13 protein-coding genes are annotated in these 14,346 nt (G+C 67.5%); 6 read left to right on the top strand and 7 right to left on the bottom strand.

Annotated features, from left to right (window positions below; translation table 11 throughout):
* Nucleotides 1–11: 11 nt before the first annotated feature.
* The 3 genes from A5782_RS18950 to A5782_RS18940 form a co-directional block, all read right to left on the bottom strand.
* Entirely contained in the window at nucleotides 12–1,772 is a 1,761-nt protein-coding gene (locus A5782_RS18950) for an amidohydrolase family protein (protein ID WP_067103448.1), read from the bottom strand.
* A 129-nt stretch (nucleotides 1,773–1,901) separates the two neighbouring features.
* The gene (locus A5782_RS18945) at nucleotides 1,902–3,038 is read right to left on the bottom strand and encodes a phosphotransferase (protein WP_197694278.1); all 1,137 of its coding nucleotides are present in this window, start codon (nucleotides 3,036–3,038) and stop codon (nucleotides 1,902–1,904) included.
* A gap of 101 nt (nucleotides 3,039–3,139) precedes the next feature.
* Complete coding sequence (locus A5782_RS18940; protein WP_067103444.1) at nucleotides 3,140–3,760, bottom strand: TetR/AcrR family transcriptional regulator; 621 nt, start codon at nucleotides 3,758–3,760, stop codon at nucleotides 3,140–3,142.
* A gap of 124 nt (nucleotides 3,761–3,884) precedes the next feature.
* Between A5782_RS18940 and A5782_RS18935 the strand changes: the two genes are divergently transcribed.
* The gene (locus tag A5782_RS18935) at nucleotides 3,885–5,021 is read left to right on the top strand and encodes a hypothetical protein (RefSeq protein WP_067103442.1); all 1,137 of its coding nucleotides are present in this window, start codon (nucleotides 3,885–3,887) and stop codon (nucleotides 5,019–5,021) included.
* Nucleotides 5,018–6,103 (top strand): phosphotransferase family protein, encoded by a 1,086-nt coding sequence (locus tag A5782_RS18930; RefSeq protein ID WP_067103440.1) that lies wholly within the window; start codon nucleotides 5,018–5,020, stop codon nucleotides 6,101–6,103. The genes A5782_RS18935 and A5782_RS18930 overlap by 4 nt, the downstream gene beginning before the upstream one ends.
* 1 nt (nucleotide 6,104) lies before the next feature.
* On the opposite strand, the gene A5782_RS18925 is transcribed toward A5782_RS18930, so the two are convergent.
* Both A5782_RS18925 and A5782_RS18920 read right to left on the bottom strand, forming a co-directional pair.
* Nucleotides 6,105–6,548, bottom strand: a complete 444-nt coding sequence (locus A5782_RS18925) for an ATP-binding protein (RefSeq protein ID WP_067103436.1) — start codon at nucleotides 6,546–6,548, stop codon at nucleotides 6,105–6,107.
* 59 nt (nucleotides 6,549–6,607) lie between these two features.
* Nucleotides 6,608–6,985: an STAS domain-containing protein gene (locus A5782_RS18920; RefSeq protein WP_067103434.1), complete on the bottom strand. Its 378-nt coding sequence runs from the start codon at nucleotides 6,983–6,985 to the stop codon at nucleotides 6,608–6,610.
* 359 nt (nucleotides 6,986–7,344) lie between these two features.
* Here A5782_RS18920 and A5782_RS18915 point away from each other — a divergent pair, with 359 nt between their 5' ends.
* From A5782_RS18915 to A5782_RS18905, 3 genes are all read left to right on the top strand, one after another.
* Entirely contained in the window at nucleotides 7,345–8,493 is a 1,149-nt protein-coding gene (locus A5782_RS18915; protein WP_369815652.1) for a catalase family peroxidase, read from the top strand.
* Nucleotides 8,490–9,065 carry a cytochrome b gene (locus A5782_RS18910; protein WP_067103432.1) on the top strand — a complete coding sequence of 192 codons (576 nt, stop codon included), beginning with the start codon at nucleotides 8,490–8,492 and terminating at the stop codon, nucleotides 9,063–9,065. Before A5782_RS18915 ends, A5782_RS18910 begins: the two co-directional genes overlap by 4 nt.
* Nucleotides 9,066–9,204: 139 nt before the next feature.
* Nucleotides 9,205–10,098 carry a fructose bisphosphate aldolase gene (locus tag A5782_RS18905; protein ID WP_067103430.1) on the top strand — a complete coding sequence of 298 codons (894 nt, stop codon included), beginning with the start codon at nucleotides 9,205–9,207 and terminating at the stop codon, nucleotides 10,096–10,098.
* A gap of 1 nt (nucleotide 10,099) precedes the next feature.
* Here the strand turns inward: A5782_RS18905 and A5782_RS18900 are convergent, their stop codons facing one another.
* Together A5782_RS18900 and A5782_RS18895 are read right to left on the bottom strand one after the other, a co-directional pair.
* Nucleotides 10,100–11,173 carry a DUF190 domain-containing protein gene (locus tag A5782_RS18900; RefSeq protein WP_067103428.1) on the bottom strand — a complete coding sequence of 358 codons (1,074 nt, stop codon included), beginning with the start codon at nucleotides 11,171–11,173 and terminating at the stop codon, nucleotides 10,100–10,102.
* A 124-nt stretch (nucleotides 11,174–11,297) separates the two neighbouring features.
* Nucleotides 11,298–11,894, bottom strand: a complete 597-nt coding sequence (locus A5782_RS18895) for a TetR/AcrR family transcriptional regulator (RefSeq protein WP_067103426.1) — start codon at nucleotides 11,892–11,894, stop codon at nucleotides 11,298–11,300.
* 218 nt (nucleotides 11,895–12,112) lie between these two features.
* Between A5782_RS18895 and A5782_RS18890 the strand changes: the two genes are divergently transcribed.
* Nucleotides 12,113–14,341 carry an acyl-CoA dehydrogenase gene (locus A5782_RS18890; protein ID WP_067103425.1) on the top strand — a complete coding sequence of 743 codons (2,229 nt, stop codon included), beginning with the start codon at nucleotides 12,113–12,115 and terminating at the stop codon, nucleotides 14,339–14,341.
* Nucleotides 14,342–14,346: the final 5 nt, after the last annotated feature.

Below are 14,346 nucleotides of genomic sequence, written 5' to 3'. Positions count from 1 at the left end.
GAGGGGAGCTCTTAACGCGCTCCGCGGACCAGCCGGCCGGGCCGGGCGCCGGTGTCGACGTCGTTGCGGCGGGTCACTGCTCCGCTGACGATGGTCGCGGCATAACCGCTGGCCCCCTGCAGGATTCGGTTCCCGCCGGCGGGCAGGTCGAACGCCATCGCCGCCGGATGCAGGGTTAGAGCGTCCATGTCGATGACGTTGATGTCGGCCTTCTTGCCGGGCTCGATGGTGCCGCGGTCGGTGAGGCCGAACAGGTGAGCAGTGTCGCGAGACTGCTTGCGGATCACGTACTCCAGCGACAGCTTCTCGCCCCGGTGCCGGTCCCGCGCCCAGTGCGTGAGCAGGAACGTCGGATAGGAAGCGTCGCAGATCATCCCGCAGTGGGCGCCACCGTCGGATAGTCCGAGCACGCCGGCGGGGTGCAGCATCATCTCGCGGATCGCGTCGTGGTTGCCGTCGGCGTAGTTGAACAACGGCAGCATCAGCATGGAGGTCGCATTGGACTCCAGCATGAGGTCGTACAGCGTGGACAACGGGTCGTCGCCGCGGGCCTTGGCGATGGCCGCGACGGTGCGGTCCGGCGTGGGCTCGTAGTCCGGCGGATTGCCGAGCGAATACAGCCGTCCGAGCGAGTGCTGCACCAGGGCGAACATGGCGTCGAACAACAACGTGGGGTCGGCGGGCAGGTCATCCTCGGACAGGATCGCCGCTTTGACCGCGGGGTCGGCCAATTGCTGCACCAGCTCGTCGCGGCTGCACTCGGCCTTCAGCCGGCGGTAGGTGGGCCGGTGGCTGAAAGCGTGATGGCCTTGGAAGCCGATCATCATGCCGAAGGGGCGCGCCGCGATCTGCGGGTACAGCCGGGCGCCCGCGGCGTGCGCGTCCGCGGACAGGTCCAGCATCTCGCGCCACAATTTCGGATCGGCGTCTACCTGAATCAGCGCGAAGGACACCGGCCGGTCGATCTCGCCGCTGAGTCGCCGCATCCAGTCCAATTCCTTTTTGGGCCCGATGATGTCCTCACCCGCGGCCCCCTGCGGGGCCAGCTCGAACACCGCCTGACCGCCGGCCGCCATGGCGCGGCCGAGGCCGAACAGCTCTTCCTCGGCGGCAAACGTGCCCGGGACCGGTTCGCCGTCCATCGCGCGGTGGCCCATCGTGCGCGACGTGGAAAATCCGAGCGCGCCGGCCTCGATCGCCTCGCGAACCAGCCGGCCCATCGCGTCGATGTCCTCGGGGGTGGCCGGTGCATTGCGCGCGCCGCGCTCGCCCATCGCGTAGGCGCGGACCGCGCCGTGAGCGACCTGGCTACCCACGTCGACGGCGAACTTCTGCTTGCCGACCGCGTCGAGGTATTCGGGATAGGTTTCCCAGCCCCAGGTGATGCCCTCGGTCAGCGCGGTGCCGGGGATGTCCTCGACGCCCTCCATCAGCTCGATCAGCCACTGCTCGCTGCCGGGCCGCACGGGCGCGAAGCCGACGCCGCAGTTGCCGGTCACGATCGTGGTCACGCCATGGCCGCTGGAGGGCTCCAGCAGGCTGTCCCAGCTGACCTGGCCGTCGTAGTGGGTGTGGATGTCGACGAAACCGGGGGCCACCACATGCCCTGTCGCATCGATGGTTTCGGCCGCCTCCCCGCTCATCGCGGGGGCGTCGGCGCGGCGGCGCACGACGTCGACGATCTTGCCGTCCAAGATGGCGATGTCCGCGGGATAGCGTTCCGCGCCCGTGCCGTCGACGACCGTGCCACCGATGATCTTCAGGTCGAACATGAGACTCCTCTTCGCCATCGTGGGCTGTCTCTGGAGTGCTGAGCGGTAAGGCGCGCAGCATTTCGCTACGGTAGGTAGCGTAACTCCTGGCGCGCCGAAGGCAATAGCCTCAGCCGAATTCGACCGGCCCTACAGCGAGGCCTGCAGGGCGGCGACGGTTTCCAGGTCATCGAGCGCGGTGACACCGCGACGCAGGCCCTCCATGACGATCTCTTCGACCTGCATCCCACCCATTCCGGCGGTGATCAGCGGGGCGACGTAGGCATACAGCGCGCCCTGGCGGTACCGCAGCCACAGGTCGTCGCGGTCCAACTCGGGTCCGCCGGCCGCCACCAGCGCCCGCCGGTAGTCGTCGAGCAGTTCGCGCTGGGTGGCCTGGCGGTCCTGCGGCGTCAGGCTGGTGATCAGGGTGTAAGCCAGTTCGCGGGAGGGGTGTCCCCGGCGCAGCGCCTGCCAGTCCAGCAGTCCGGCCTTGCCGCCGTGGAAGTACATGTTGCCCGGGTGGGCGTCACCGTGCATGACGGTGTGCGGCGGCGTGTCGATGAGTGCCGCGACGGCGCGGTAGTTGTCGGCGATGAAGCTGCCGTTGTCCGCCGGGATCGCGGTGCGGTCGGCGAGGCGGTTGATCGATGCGTGCATGAGAGAACCGGTCAGCAACGACGTGACGTCACCCGACGGTGTGTACAGCCAGTCCATCGCGCCGCGCCCGCCGCGTGGGAGCAGCCCCCAGAAGGTGGCGTGCAGTTCGGCCAGCAGCTCGATGATCAGGCTGGCCTGGTCGGCCGAGAGCGGATGCAACGTGTCCGGGAACTCGCACGACTCGGCCGGCAGGTCCTCCAGCACCAGCAGGTACCGGCCCGTCCAGGCGTCGAACGCCGCGCCGTAGCAGTAGGGGACGCCGATGACCTGCGGTGCGAGCTCACGGTAGAACCGCACCTCGGTGTGTCCGAGGCGGCCCAGTTCGCCGATCAGCCGGGTGCCGGCGGTCGGTGCGGCGATCTTGACGAACACCGAGTCGGGGACGTTCTTGCCGGTCAGCACCAGCCGGCCACGCGAGGAGGTCCCCGCATCCCTGCTCAGGACGCGGATCGACCGAACCGTGGTTCCCATGACCCGGGACAGCACCGCGGGGTCGATGTCCTCGACCGTCCGTGGCAGGCCGAACCGGCCTCCCACCACCGCGTCGGCGGCCACCCGGCCTGCACCGCGGCCCAGGTGGGCGGCCAGCCCGAGAATAGAGAAAGCGTGTCCCACAGAAGTTTTCATGTCCATCCATCCTGATTTGCCAGCCGGCCGCAGTGCTGTGCTCTTAACACCAGCGGCGTCGGGCAAACCGATCGAACGTCTGGACATCAGACAATATACGATTATTGTCTGATCTGTGGCACCAGGGCCCTCACCACGAACTGCTCGACGAATTCTCGTTTGTCCGCTGCGGGGCGATATCGCCACGACGGCGCCAGCAAAAACAGGGTCGCGGTGTGCAACCACTGGACGATCGAGCGGAAATCCATATCGGGGTAGAGCGACCCCGCCGCTTTCCACCGGTTCAGCAGCGGCCCGTAATGCCGCAGCAGCAGCTCCACAATCGGTTCGGAACCCTTCGCGAGCGCCGAGGCCATCGCGGTGCTCTCGGCGGCGAACAACGCTTCGTTCAGCGCGTTACCGTCCACCGATTCCACCCGGGCCAGCACCATCTCGGGCACCGATCGAATGGGGTCGTCGGGGTCGGGCAGCGAGCGCACCAACTCAGCAAGCGCACTGTCCACCCGCGTCAGCATCAGGCCCAGCAGCACGTCGTCGCGCCCGGGGAAGTACCGGTACACCGTCGACCGTGACACCCCGGCCTCGTCGGCCACTTCGCCCATCCGGAACTGGGTGTTGCCGCGCCGGACGATGCAGCGGCCCGCGGCCTCCAGGATCCGCCTACGGGCCTCCTCGTCGTCGAGGATCGCGCGGTCATCGCCCCAGCGCCGGCTCGGTTCCATGGCGGCGATGTTACGGGATGCGTTGTGCTGCTTTGCTATCGGACATGAACAGATCCGGCGCTGTCCGGATCGGTAACGAATCCCGTTGCAGCACAGAGTCTTAACCAGCCAGAAAGGGCGATCGATGGGGTACTCCGCAGCGGACGAGTCCTTCACCCACCAGCTTCCGACGACGTTCGACCAGGTGCACGACTCCGATCCGACGTGGTCGGATCGGTGTTACTTCTTCGCCGCGTCGCCGGATGGCACCATCCTGCTGGCCAGCGGGTACGGCAACAACCCCAACACCGCCAGCGGGCTGGGTTACGCCAAGGTCAGCCTCGCCGACGGCCGGCACTGGGACCTGTTGTCCGGGCGGCCGGTCACCGGCGACGACCGTGGCGACCTGAGCGCGGGGCCGATGCGCTGGACCTGCGTCGAACCCCTGAAGAAGTGGCGGTTGGACATCGAGCCCAACAACTCCGGAATCGAGTGGGAGCTCTACTACGAACCCACCGCCCCGATGTGGGAACTGTTGCCCATGAAAGTGCATGGAAAGGGCGGTGAATTGCTCGCCGACATGTACCACATGAAGGAGCCGGGACGATGGAGCGGTTGGGTGCAGATCGACGGGGAACGCAGCAGTGTCGATGGGTTCCACGGCGGTCGTGACCGAACCTTCGGGGTGCGGATCTCCGACAAGATCGACTTCTGGTTATGGCTCGACGCCGGCTTCGGTAACCATGCCATCGAAGCCTGGATCATCGAATCGTCCGACGGCACGATCAATTACGTCGACGGTGGTATCACGCACGCCGACGGGACCTTGTCGAAACGATTCGTCAAGATCGAGCACGAGGTCGAATTCGACGGCGACCGCAAGCGGCCCACCCGTGCGGTGCTCGTCTTCACCGACGAGGACGGCAAGGCCCACCGGGTGATCGCCGAGGCGCCGCATCTGGAAGTCAACGCCTATTACGGGCTACCCATGGCACACTGCCAATACGAAGATCTGGGTGGTGGCGCGTACTTCATCCATTTCGCTTGGGACAGCTGCGATCCCGAACAGCTGGCCGAGACCGAGGGTAAATCGATGGCCCTCGACCAGCTGATGCGGTTCGAGCGTGACGGTGAGACCGGCTGGGGCGTCTTCGAATTGCTGCTCGGCGGGCAGGGCTATCGCCGCTACCCCAACTGGACGGCGATGGATATGTCCGCCTTCACCCAGGACAAGACCCCGGTCGACCGACTGCCCGCGGACGGCGAGGGGGTTCGCCAATGACGCTGGGCGCCGAGCTGGAACAACGGTTGAGCGGATGGCTGCGTACGCAGGTGCCCGACGCCGACGACGCCCACCTCGAGGACATCGACCGGGTGAGCTTCGGGCACTCGGCCGAGATGATGACGCTGCGCGTCGTCACCCGGCGCGGCGCTCGAGACGACCACCACGACATCGTGTTGCGTCTGCGTCCCCCACCACCGGCACTGCTGGAGCCCTACGACCTCGCGCGCCAGTTCACGATCTTGCGGGCGTTGGCCGACACGCCGGTCCGCGTCCCGCGGGCGCTGTGGCTCGAACCGACCGGCGACGTCCTCGGCAGGCCGTTCTTCGTCATGGAACGGGTCGCCGGCGACGTCTACGAGATGGAACCCCCGGCCGACGCCGCAGACCACACGGTGGTGCGGATGTGTCAGAGCCTGGTCGAACAACTGGCCGCCATCCACGCCGTCGACCTCGACCGGATCGGACTGGACACGCTCGATGACGGCGCCGACCACCTCGACCGCGAACTCGACCACTGGGCCGCGGAGATGAACCGGGTCAAGCGCGACCGCCTGCCCGCCCTGGAGCGGCTGCACCGCGAACTGCTTGCCGGCAAGCCCGCGCCGTGCCCCAAGATCACGCTGGTGCACGGCGACGCCAAACCGGGCAACTTCGCCTTCACCGGCGGCGAGGTCAGCGCGGTCTTCGACTGGGAGATGACGACGGTCGGTGACCCGCTCACCGACATCGGCTGGCTCGAGATGCTGTGGATGCAGCCGGTCGGGATCAACAGCCACCCCGCGGCCCTTTCCATCGATGCCCTGCTTGCGCATTACGAGTCGGCCAGCGGGATCACGGTCACGAACCGGCCCTGGTACCGGGCTTTCAACGCCTTCAAGATGGCCGTCATCTGCCTGATCGGCGCGATGCTCGTCGAGGACGGCCACAGCGACGATCAGAAACTCGTGCTGGCCGCCTACGGCACCTCGTTGCTGACCAGCGCCGGGCTCGGCGAGCTCGGAATCGACGAATCCCTCGACGACGGTCCGGTGCTGCCGCGCGAGGAACGCATCCAGCAGGTGCTGGCGCAGTCGGGCTGAATCAGGCGGTACAGCCGGGGGGCGTCAGGCCGCGCCAGGTCAATGTCACGCGGGTGCCCCGCGGCGTGCGGTCGATGGCGACTTCGTCGGCGAGCGCCTCCATCAGCGGGATGCCGAGGCCGCGCATCTGCTGTCGGTACTGGACCGGCTTCTTTTGCCGCCACCGTCCGCGGTCGTCGACGATCACCGAGAGGGTGTCCGAATCGCCGTCGTAGGCCGCTCGCACGTCGACCGTCCCGCGCTCCGCGGCACCGACGTAGGCGAATTCCGCGGCATTGGCGATCGCCTCGTTCACCGCCAGCAGCAGATCATTGAAGCGGTCGTGGTCAAGAGAGAAATACCGCTCGAGCCACACCCCGAACTCGGCGCGGGTCCGGGCGGCGCTGGGCGCGTCGGCGGCCACTCGCGTCCGCACGAAGCGGGATGGGTCATCGATGTTCAACACGTGCTGCGGCTGGTCAGAGCGTCCTGTCGTCCCCGGTTGCGTCCCCACCCTGTCGAGGCTCACTCACCGGAAATACCGCTCAGCGCACCGTCAAGGCTGCTGTAGAGCGAGAGCACGCTGTCAATCCCCATGAGTTTGATCGGCCGGCTGGTGGCCGAGCCCTTGGCGACCACCGCGAATTGCGTAGGGGGCTCCACCTCGGCCTGCGCGGTCACCAGGACGGTCATCCCGGCCGAGGCCAGAAAACCGACTTTGGACAGATCAACGATCAGCGCCGCGGGCTTGGTGGCCAGCGCGGTCTGAATGGCGTCGGCCAGCAGCGGCGAGCTGAGCATGTCGATTTCGCCGGAGACGGTGAGCACAACCGCCTGATCTACCTGGTGTTTGCCCACTTCAAAAGCGGTTGGATCAACGAGATCGCCGGATTGTTCGCCCATGGTCTACCACTCACATTCGGTCCCCTGCGGGACACTGCTAGCTTTCGAAAACAGTCACTGCCATATCCGGGGGCTGTTGATTCAACCCCGCGGGAACACGCTTGCCTACGGAGGAGATGCACCCCGTCGATCGGCGCTATCAAATGCAGATACCGCTACAAGTGTTTAGCCAATGGTAGGACACGCGGCGTACCACGCTCAAAACGCTGAACGATTTCGGGCGCCGTGACGTACTCCGGGTGTGCGTGACGGGCAGCGCAGAAGTTGCACAGGGCAGCGGCCCATGCGTGAATTGCTTTCGCCGACTTCGCTGTCAGCCCGCGCGGCGTGGCCTGCACAAACGGGAAGGACGGTGGGCCGTGGAGCCCGGTGATCACGGCTGGCAGCAGCACGGTGGCGAGCAGCCCGGTGACCCCGCAAAAAGCGCAGCCACGCCGTCGCATTCCCTGGCGCTGAACCGGCGCCTGCTGCTCGGCATGGGCGCGGTAGCCGGTGTCGCCGCACTCGAGGTGGGCGGCTTCGCCTATGCCGGCGGCTGGCTGCGGCCCGGGGCGCTGACTCCGCCCCGGTTCACGGACCGTTTCGAGCACGTCTACGGCCGTCATGACGGTTTCCGGCGAAACCACGCCAAGGGCCTCAGCGCCACCGGAACGTTTGTCAGCACGGGGGCGGCCGCCGCGATATGCCGCGCCGCGGTCTTTCGGCGCGGGAGCGTTCCGGTGATCGGCCGGTTCTCGCTGTCCGGCGGCCTACCCGACCAGGCCGACAAGCTCGACACCGTCCGGGGGCTGGGGCTGCTGTTCGACGGACCCGACGGCCGGCAGTGGCGCACCGCGATGATCAACATCCCGGTCTTTCCCGACAGCACGCCCCAGGGCTTCTACGACCGGTTGCTCGCATCCAAACCGGTGCCGGGCACGGGCAAGCCCGACCCGCAGCAGATGGCCGCTTTCCTGCAGCGCCATCCCGAGACCGCCGCGGCCATGCGCATCATCAAGCAGGCACCGCCGAGCACGGGGTTCGCCGACAGCGCGTTCCACGCGCTGAACGCCTTCCGGTTCACCAACGGTGCCGGTGCGACGGTGCCGGTGCGCTGGTCCGCGATCCCCCAGCAAGGTGCCGACGTGACCGCCCCGCCATCCGGGCCAGCGGCCAAGGACTACCTGTTCGACACGCTCATCCGCGCGGTGGCGCGCACCCCGCTGAGCTGGCGCCTGATGCTCACCGTCGGCGAGCCGGGCGATCCGACCCATGACGCCACCAAACCCTGGCCGCCGGAGCGGCGCACCATCGACGCCGGCACCATCACCATCTCCGCGGTCCAGACGGAAGAGGCCGGCAACGCACGCGACATCAACTTCGACCCGCTGGTGCTACCCGACGGCATCGCCGCCTCCGACGATCCCCTGCTCGCGGCGCGATCGGCGGTGTACGCCCGTTCATTCACTCGCCGCGCCGAGGAGCCCAAAGCGCCCAGCGCGGTCGACGTAGGACCGGTGCTCCGGTGAGGGACGAGGCGGCCGGCACGGCGCGGTTCACCCTGCCGTCGCGCGTTCTGCACTGGCTGATGGCGCCGATGGTCATCGCGCAGTTGCTCATCGGCGTGACCATGGTCGCCGCCCTGAGCTACTACCCGCTGTTGCTGGCCATCCATCGGCCGTTGGGTGTGTTGATCCTCGCCGTGGCCCTGGTCCGGCTGGCGAACCGGCTCCGCCACCGGCCACCACCGTTCCTGGCCACCATGAGCAAAATCGAACGCCGCATAGCGACGTGGTCGGAGTACCTTCTCTACGCCTTGCTGCTCGCCCAGCCCCTGACCGGGTGGGCCATGGTGTCGGCGGCGCGTTTGCCGATCACCCTGCTCGGGCCCCTTGCGCTGCCCGGCATCGCGCCGCACAACATCGACCTTTTCGCGGTGCTTCGGGAGTGCCACGGCGCCTTCGCCCTCCTGCTTTTCCTCGCGTTTACCGCGCATATGACGGCGGTACTCTTCCACACGCTCGTCTTGCGCGACAGGCTCCTTGACCGCATGGCGCTGTGGCGCATCAAACCCGGCGCGCCGCAGCCAGACCGGGCCTGAGACCAAAATCGCAGTCCGACGACCTGCCTGCTCGGGCTCGAAGTGGCCGAATATGATCGGCACGATTCAGACTTGAGCGCGCGGTCAGCGGCCGGGCGTGCTGAGCCCCTGAGGGCCATGAGGAAACTGGGAGAGTTCAATGTCGAACCAGCAGCAAGCGGACCGGATGTCGTCGGGGAAGGGATTCATCGCGGCGCTCGACCAAAGTGGCGGTTCGACGCCCAAGGCGCTGCGCCTCTACGGCATCGAGGACAACGCGTACTCCTCGGAGGAGGAGATGTTCGACCTCATTCACCAGATGCGCTCGCGGATCATCACGTCTCCGGCGTTCACCGGTGACCGCGTGCTGGCCGCGATCCTGTTCGAGCAGACCATGGACCGTGAGATCGCGGGCAAACCGTCGACCACCTACCTCTGGGAGACCAAGGGCGTGGTGCCCATCCTCAAGATCGACAAGGGTTTGGCGGACGCGTCCGACGACGTCCAGCTGATGAAGCCGATCCCGGGCCTCGACGAGCTGCTGGACCGGGCCGGCGGCTTGGGTGTCTTCGGCACCAAGGAGCGGTCGGTCATCGGCGGTGCCAACCCTAAGGGCATCGCGGCCGTGGTCGCCCAGCAGTTCGAGCTGGGCCATCAGGTGCTCTCGCACGGGTTGGTGCCCATCATCGAGCCCGAGGTCACCATCTCGATTTCGGACAAAGCCGAGGCCGAAGGCATTCTGCGCGACGAGATCACCAAGCAGCTCGACGCCGTGCCCGACGGCCAGCGCGTCATGCTCAAGCTGAGCCTGCCCACCGAGGTCAACTTCTACCGTCCCCTGATCGAGCACCCGAAGGTGATGCGGGTGGTCGCGCTGTCCGGTGGCTACTCGCGCGAGGAGGCCAACGAATTGCTGGCGAAGAACAGCGGGTTGATCGCCAGCTTCAGCCGGGCGCTGACCGAGGGGCTGACCGCCGACCAGTCCGACGAGCAGTTCAACGCCACCCTGGACAAGGCGATCCAGTCGATCTACGACGCCTCGGTCGCGGGCTGAGCTAGTAGCGGTGCTGGGCCATGCGTGGCGGCCCGGCGTCGCCGTCATCGGAGACCAACGCGGGCACCAGTTCACTGGTCACCAAGCCCTCGTCTCGGGTCAATTCGTCGATGATGTCGAAGGATGCGGCGATGGCGCCCGGGGTATCGATCACGACGGTGATGACGGGCACCCGGCGGGTCAGTGCGAAGAATCCATCGCCGCGGGGCGGGTGGTCGCCGTGAAAGCCCCAGACGCCACGAAGCACCGTCGCGCCGTCGGCGGTTTTGGCTTGGCGCAGCCGCTGGACAATCGCGCGGTGAATCGGCACGCCGCCGTGGTGTGCCGACTCCGAGGTGTAGATCGTCAGCTGCTGGAACAGCGGCAAGCCCCGTTCGTCGACGCCGGGCAGCGCGTGCGGCCGTTCCAGGAATTCGCCGTCGCGCTTGCACACCCGAACCCGTTCGAGGGTGAACAGGGGCCTGCGCAGCAGCTCACCGATCTCCGGTAGCACCCGGCCGATTCGCTCACCGGATCCGACGACCACGATCATCATCGGTACGTCGGCGTTGCGGCCAAAGAAGTTCGCGCGCTGGCGTTCTCCGTGTGCGACGCCGTCCACCCCGAGCAGCACCGTGGCGCCGGCCAGGCCGCGCCGGTACATCAAATCGCAGAGCGCGATATAGGCGGGCGAGCCGTTGACGCGTTGCTTGCGGCCGACGTAAATCGTCAATTTGACGGCGTCGCGCAGCTCCTCGGGCAGCTGCGGCGATCCGATGTCCTGGTGGAGCAGCCGGGCGCGCTCCAGGGTGACCAGGCCCCGCTGCTTGATGGCAAGCACCGGCTCGAGCAGGGCCTCGATCTTCGTTCTCGTGTCGACGGCGACGATCGCCACCGGCGGATCCTCGGACAACGTCAAGGACTCATCGGTGCGCAGATGGTGACCGGTGCCGAACCCGCCGATGCCGCGCAGCAGGACGCCACACGCAACTCGGTGCTGTGCGTACAAGCCGAGCAACACATCGGAGACGAACCTGTCCCCGGTCCGCCTCCGCTCGGCCGAATAGGTGGTGAGCTTCAGGCAATCGTCGTCCATCGCCGCTCCCGTCGCCTTGCGGCGAGCCTACCCCGCTGGGAGACGTCAAGCGCCGCAGCGGTGTTCGAGGCGGGCTACCTCAGCCCGGGGCTGGCCGCTGGCGTGGTCGGCTGATGGGCGGTCGTCAGCTTCGGCTGAGGGCTTCCACGATGAGCCGGGTGGTCCGTTCGGCTCGCCGTCGCGAGTAGGGCTGCGCGCCGGAAAGGATCGGGTACACCACGCCGCCGACGATTGCGTCCGCGGCCGATTCGGCGGCGGCCTCGTTGATGCCGTCGGCCAGGAGCCGGGCCCGCACGCTGTCGTGTAGGGGCGCACTGAATCCGGCGCGCAGTTTGACGGCGGTGTCCTCATGTTCCATGCACGCCACGGTCAGCGTTCGCAGCATGGCCGTACCCCGCGGCGTCGTCAGGCTTGCGAACAACTTGCCCACCCAGCCCACCAGATCGGCGGCCAGGTCGCCGCTGTGGTTGACCGACGCGAGCAGCTTATCGGCGTCTTCCAGCATGACGTCGGCGACCAGCGCGGGGCGAGTGGGCCACCAGCGGTAGATGGTTTGCTTGCCCACCCCGGCGCGCGCGGCGACCGCCTCGATGGTCAGCCCGTCGAACCCGCGCTCGAGCAGCAGTTCACGCGTGGCGGTGACGATCGCCGTGCGGGACTTCTCGCTGCGTCTCCGAGGCGAACCCGCCGGCGCGTTCACCGCGCCGAGATCGGTTGGCATCTGGTGGTCCTCGCTTCTGCGAACTCCGATCGAAAGCCGCTCGCCGGGGAATCGTGCGCGCTTTACATATCCTGATCCACCCCGGTAGTCTGCCACAAGACGAGACGGTCCGTCTTGTAACGCGGCGATCGCCAGCGCTGCGAAAGCGGGTCGCCGCCATCAGCGTCGGAAGGATAACAGTCCGTGCGGCCAACGCCAGTTCTCTCTCGGCCGTCCTCGTGACCCTGGGCCTGAGTCCTGAGCAGCAGGAGCTCGGCGACGCGGTGAGGCAGTTCGCGGCCCGGAATGCCCCCATTGCGGCGACGCGTGACAGCTTCGACGACCTCGCGGCCGGGCGCGTACCCGGATGGTGGGATGCCCTGGTCGCCAACGGTTTCCATGCCGTGCATCTGCCCGAGGACTTTGGCGGGCAGGGCGGAAAACTGATCGACGCCGCATGCGTTCTGGAGTCGGCGGGCACGTCGCTGCTTCCGGGACCGCTGCTGCCGACGGTAAGCGCCGGAGCCGTCGCACTGCTCGCCGATCCGACGCCGAGCGCGCAGTCGTTTCTGCGCGATCTGGCGGCCGGTATCACCGCGGCGATCGTGCTTCCCGACGACGACGGCGGCTTGCGCGCGCGGGCCGAGGACGGGCAGTGGCTGATCAGCGGCGCATCGGAGGTCACCGCGGGCGTGTGCGCGGCGCGGATGATTCTGGTCGGCGCCCGCAGCGACGGCGGCGAAGTCGTCTGGGCGCTCGTCGACGGCGAAAAGCCCACGGCCACCGTCGAACCCATTCGCGGCACCGACCTCGTCGCCGATGCCGGGATCCTGCGACTCGATGACTACCGCGTCACCGATTCCGACGTGCTCGCCGGCATCGACCCGCAGGGCGCCCGCTGCGTGGTCCTGGGGCTCGTCGCCAGCATGAGCGCCGGCATCGTCGCGTGGTGCGTGCAGGCCGTCACCGCGCACCTACGCATCCGCGAGCAGTTCGGCAAGGTGATCGGCACCTTCCAGGCGCTGCAGCACAGCGCCGCGATGCTGTTGGTCAGCAGTGAATTGGCCACCGCGGCGGCCTGGGACGCGGTCCGTGCTGTCGACGAATCACTCGACCAGCACCGAATCGCCGCCGCCGGTGCGGCGATGATCGCGATCTCGCCCGCCCCGGATCTGGTACTCGACGCGTTGACGATGTTCGGTGCCATCGGGTTCACCTGGGAGCACGACCTGCACCTGTACTGGCGGCGAGCCATCAGCCTCGCGGCATCGATAGGGCCGGCCAACCGCTGGGCGCGCCAGTTGGGGCAGCTGACCTGCGGCCAGCAGCGCGACATGGCGGTCAACCTCGGCGACGCGGAATCCGAATTCCGGTCGAGCGTGGCCGAAACACTGGATGCCGCAACGAAGTTGCGCAATGACCAACCGGGGCGACAGGGCGACTACGAAGAGTTCGAGACCGGGCCGCAGCGCACCCTGATCTCCGACGCGGGCTTGATCGCGCCGCATTGGCCCGCACCCTGGGGCCTGGACGCCGGCCCGCTGCGACAGCTGATCATCGACGACGAGTTCGCCAAGCGACCCGAGCTGGTCCGTCCCTCACTGGGCATCGCCGAATGGATCCTGCCATCGGTGATCCGCGCCGCCCCGAAAGACCTGCAGGAGAAGCTGATTCCGCCGACTCAACGTGGCGAGCTCGCATGGTGCCAGTTGTTCAGCGAGCCGGGCGCCGGTTCGGACCTCGCGGCGCTGTCCACCCGGGCCACCAAGGTTGACGGCGGCTGGAACGTCAACGGGCACAAGATCTGGACGTCGTCGGCGCACCGCGCGGACTATGGGGCGTTGCTGGCGCGCACCGATCCGGAGGCCGGCAAGCACCGCGGCATCGGCTACTTCGTGGTCGACATGCGGTCCCCCGGAATAGAGATCCAACCGATCAAGACGGCCACCGGCGACGCGCACTTCAACGAGGTGTTCCTCACCGACGTCTTCGTGCCCGACGACATGCTGCTTGGCGATCCGACCGGGGGGTGGAACCTGGCGATCGCCACTATGGCCGAGGAGCGTTCGGCCATCAGCGGTTACGTCAAGTTCGATCGCGCGGCCGCGCTGCGCCGGCTCGCGTCGGAACCCGGGCCGGACCGTGACGACGCGCTGCGCGAGCTCGGCAAGCTCGACGCCTACACCAACGCGATCAAGGCGCTCGGCGTACGCGAAACCATCCGCCTGCTCGACGGCCAGGCGTCCGGACCGGCGTCGAGCATCGCCAAGGTGGCGATGAACGTGCTGTTGCGGAGGACCTTTGAGGCCACGCTGCAGTTGACCGGGCAGCTGGCCATGGTCGCCGACTCCGATCCCGCCATCGTGGAGCGTTACCTGCATCTCCCGGCCGAATTGATCGGCGGTGGAACGCGGGAGATCCAGCTCAACATCATCGCGCAGATGATCCTCGGATTACCCCGAAAGTAGGGCAA

Origin of the sequence: Mycobacterium sp. 852002-40037_SCH5390672 (assembly GCF_001665875.1) — a bacterium.
In the GTDB taxonomy this organism is placed as follows: Bacteria; Actinomycetota; Actinomycetes; order Mycobacteriales; family Mycobacteriaceae; genus Mycobacterium.
Note: the sequence above shows the minus strand (reverse complement) of the source record. Positions and strands in the feature narration are given on the sequence as shown.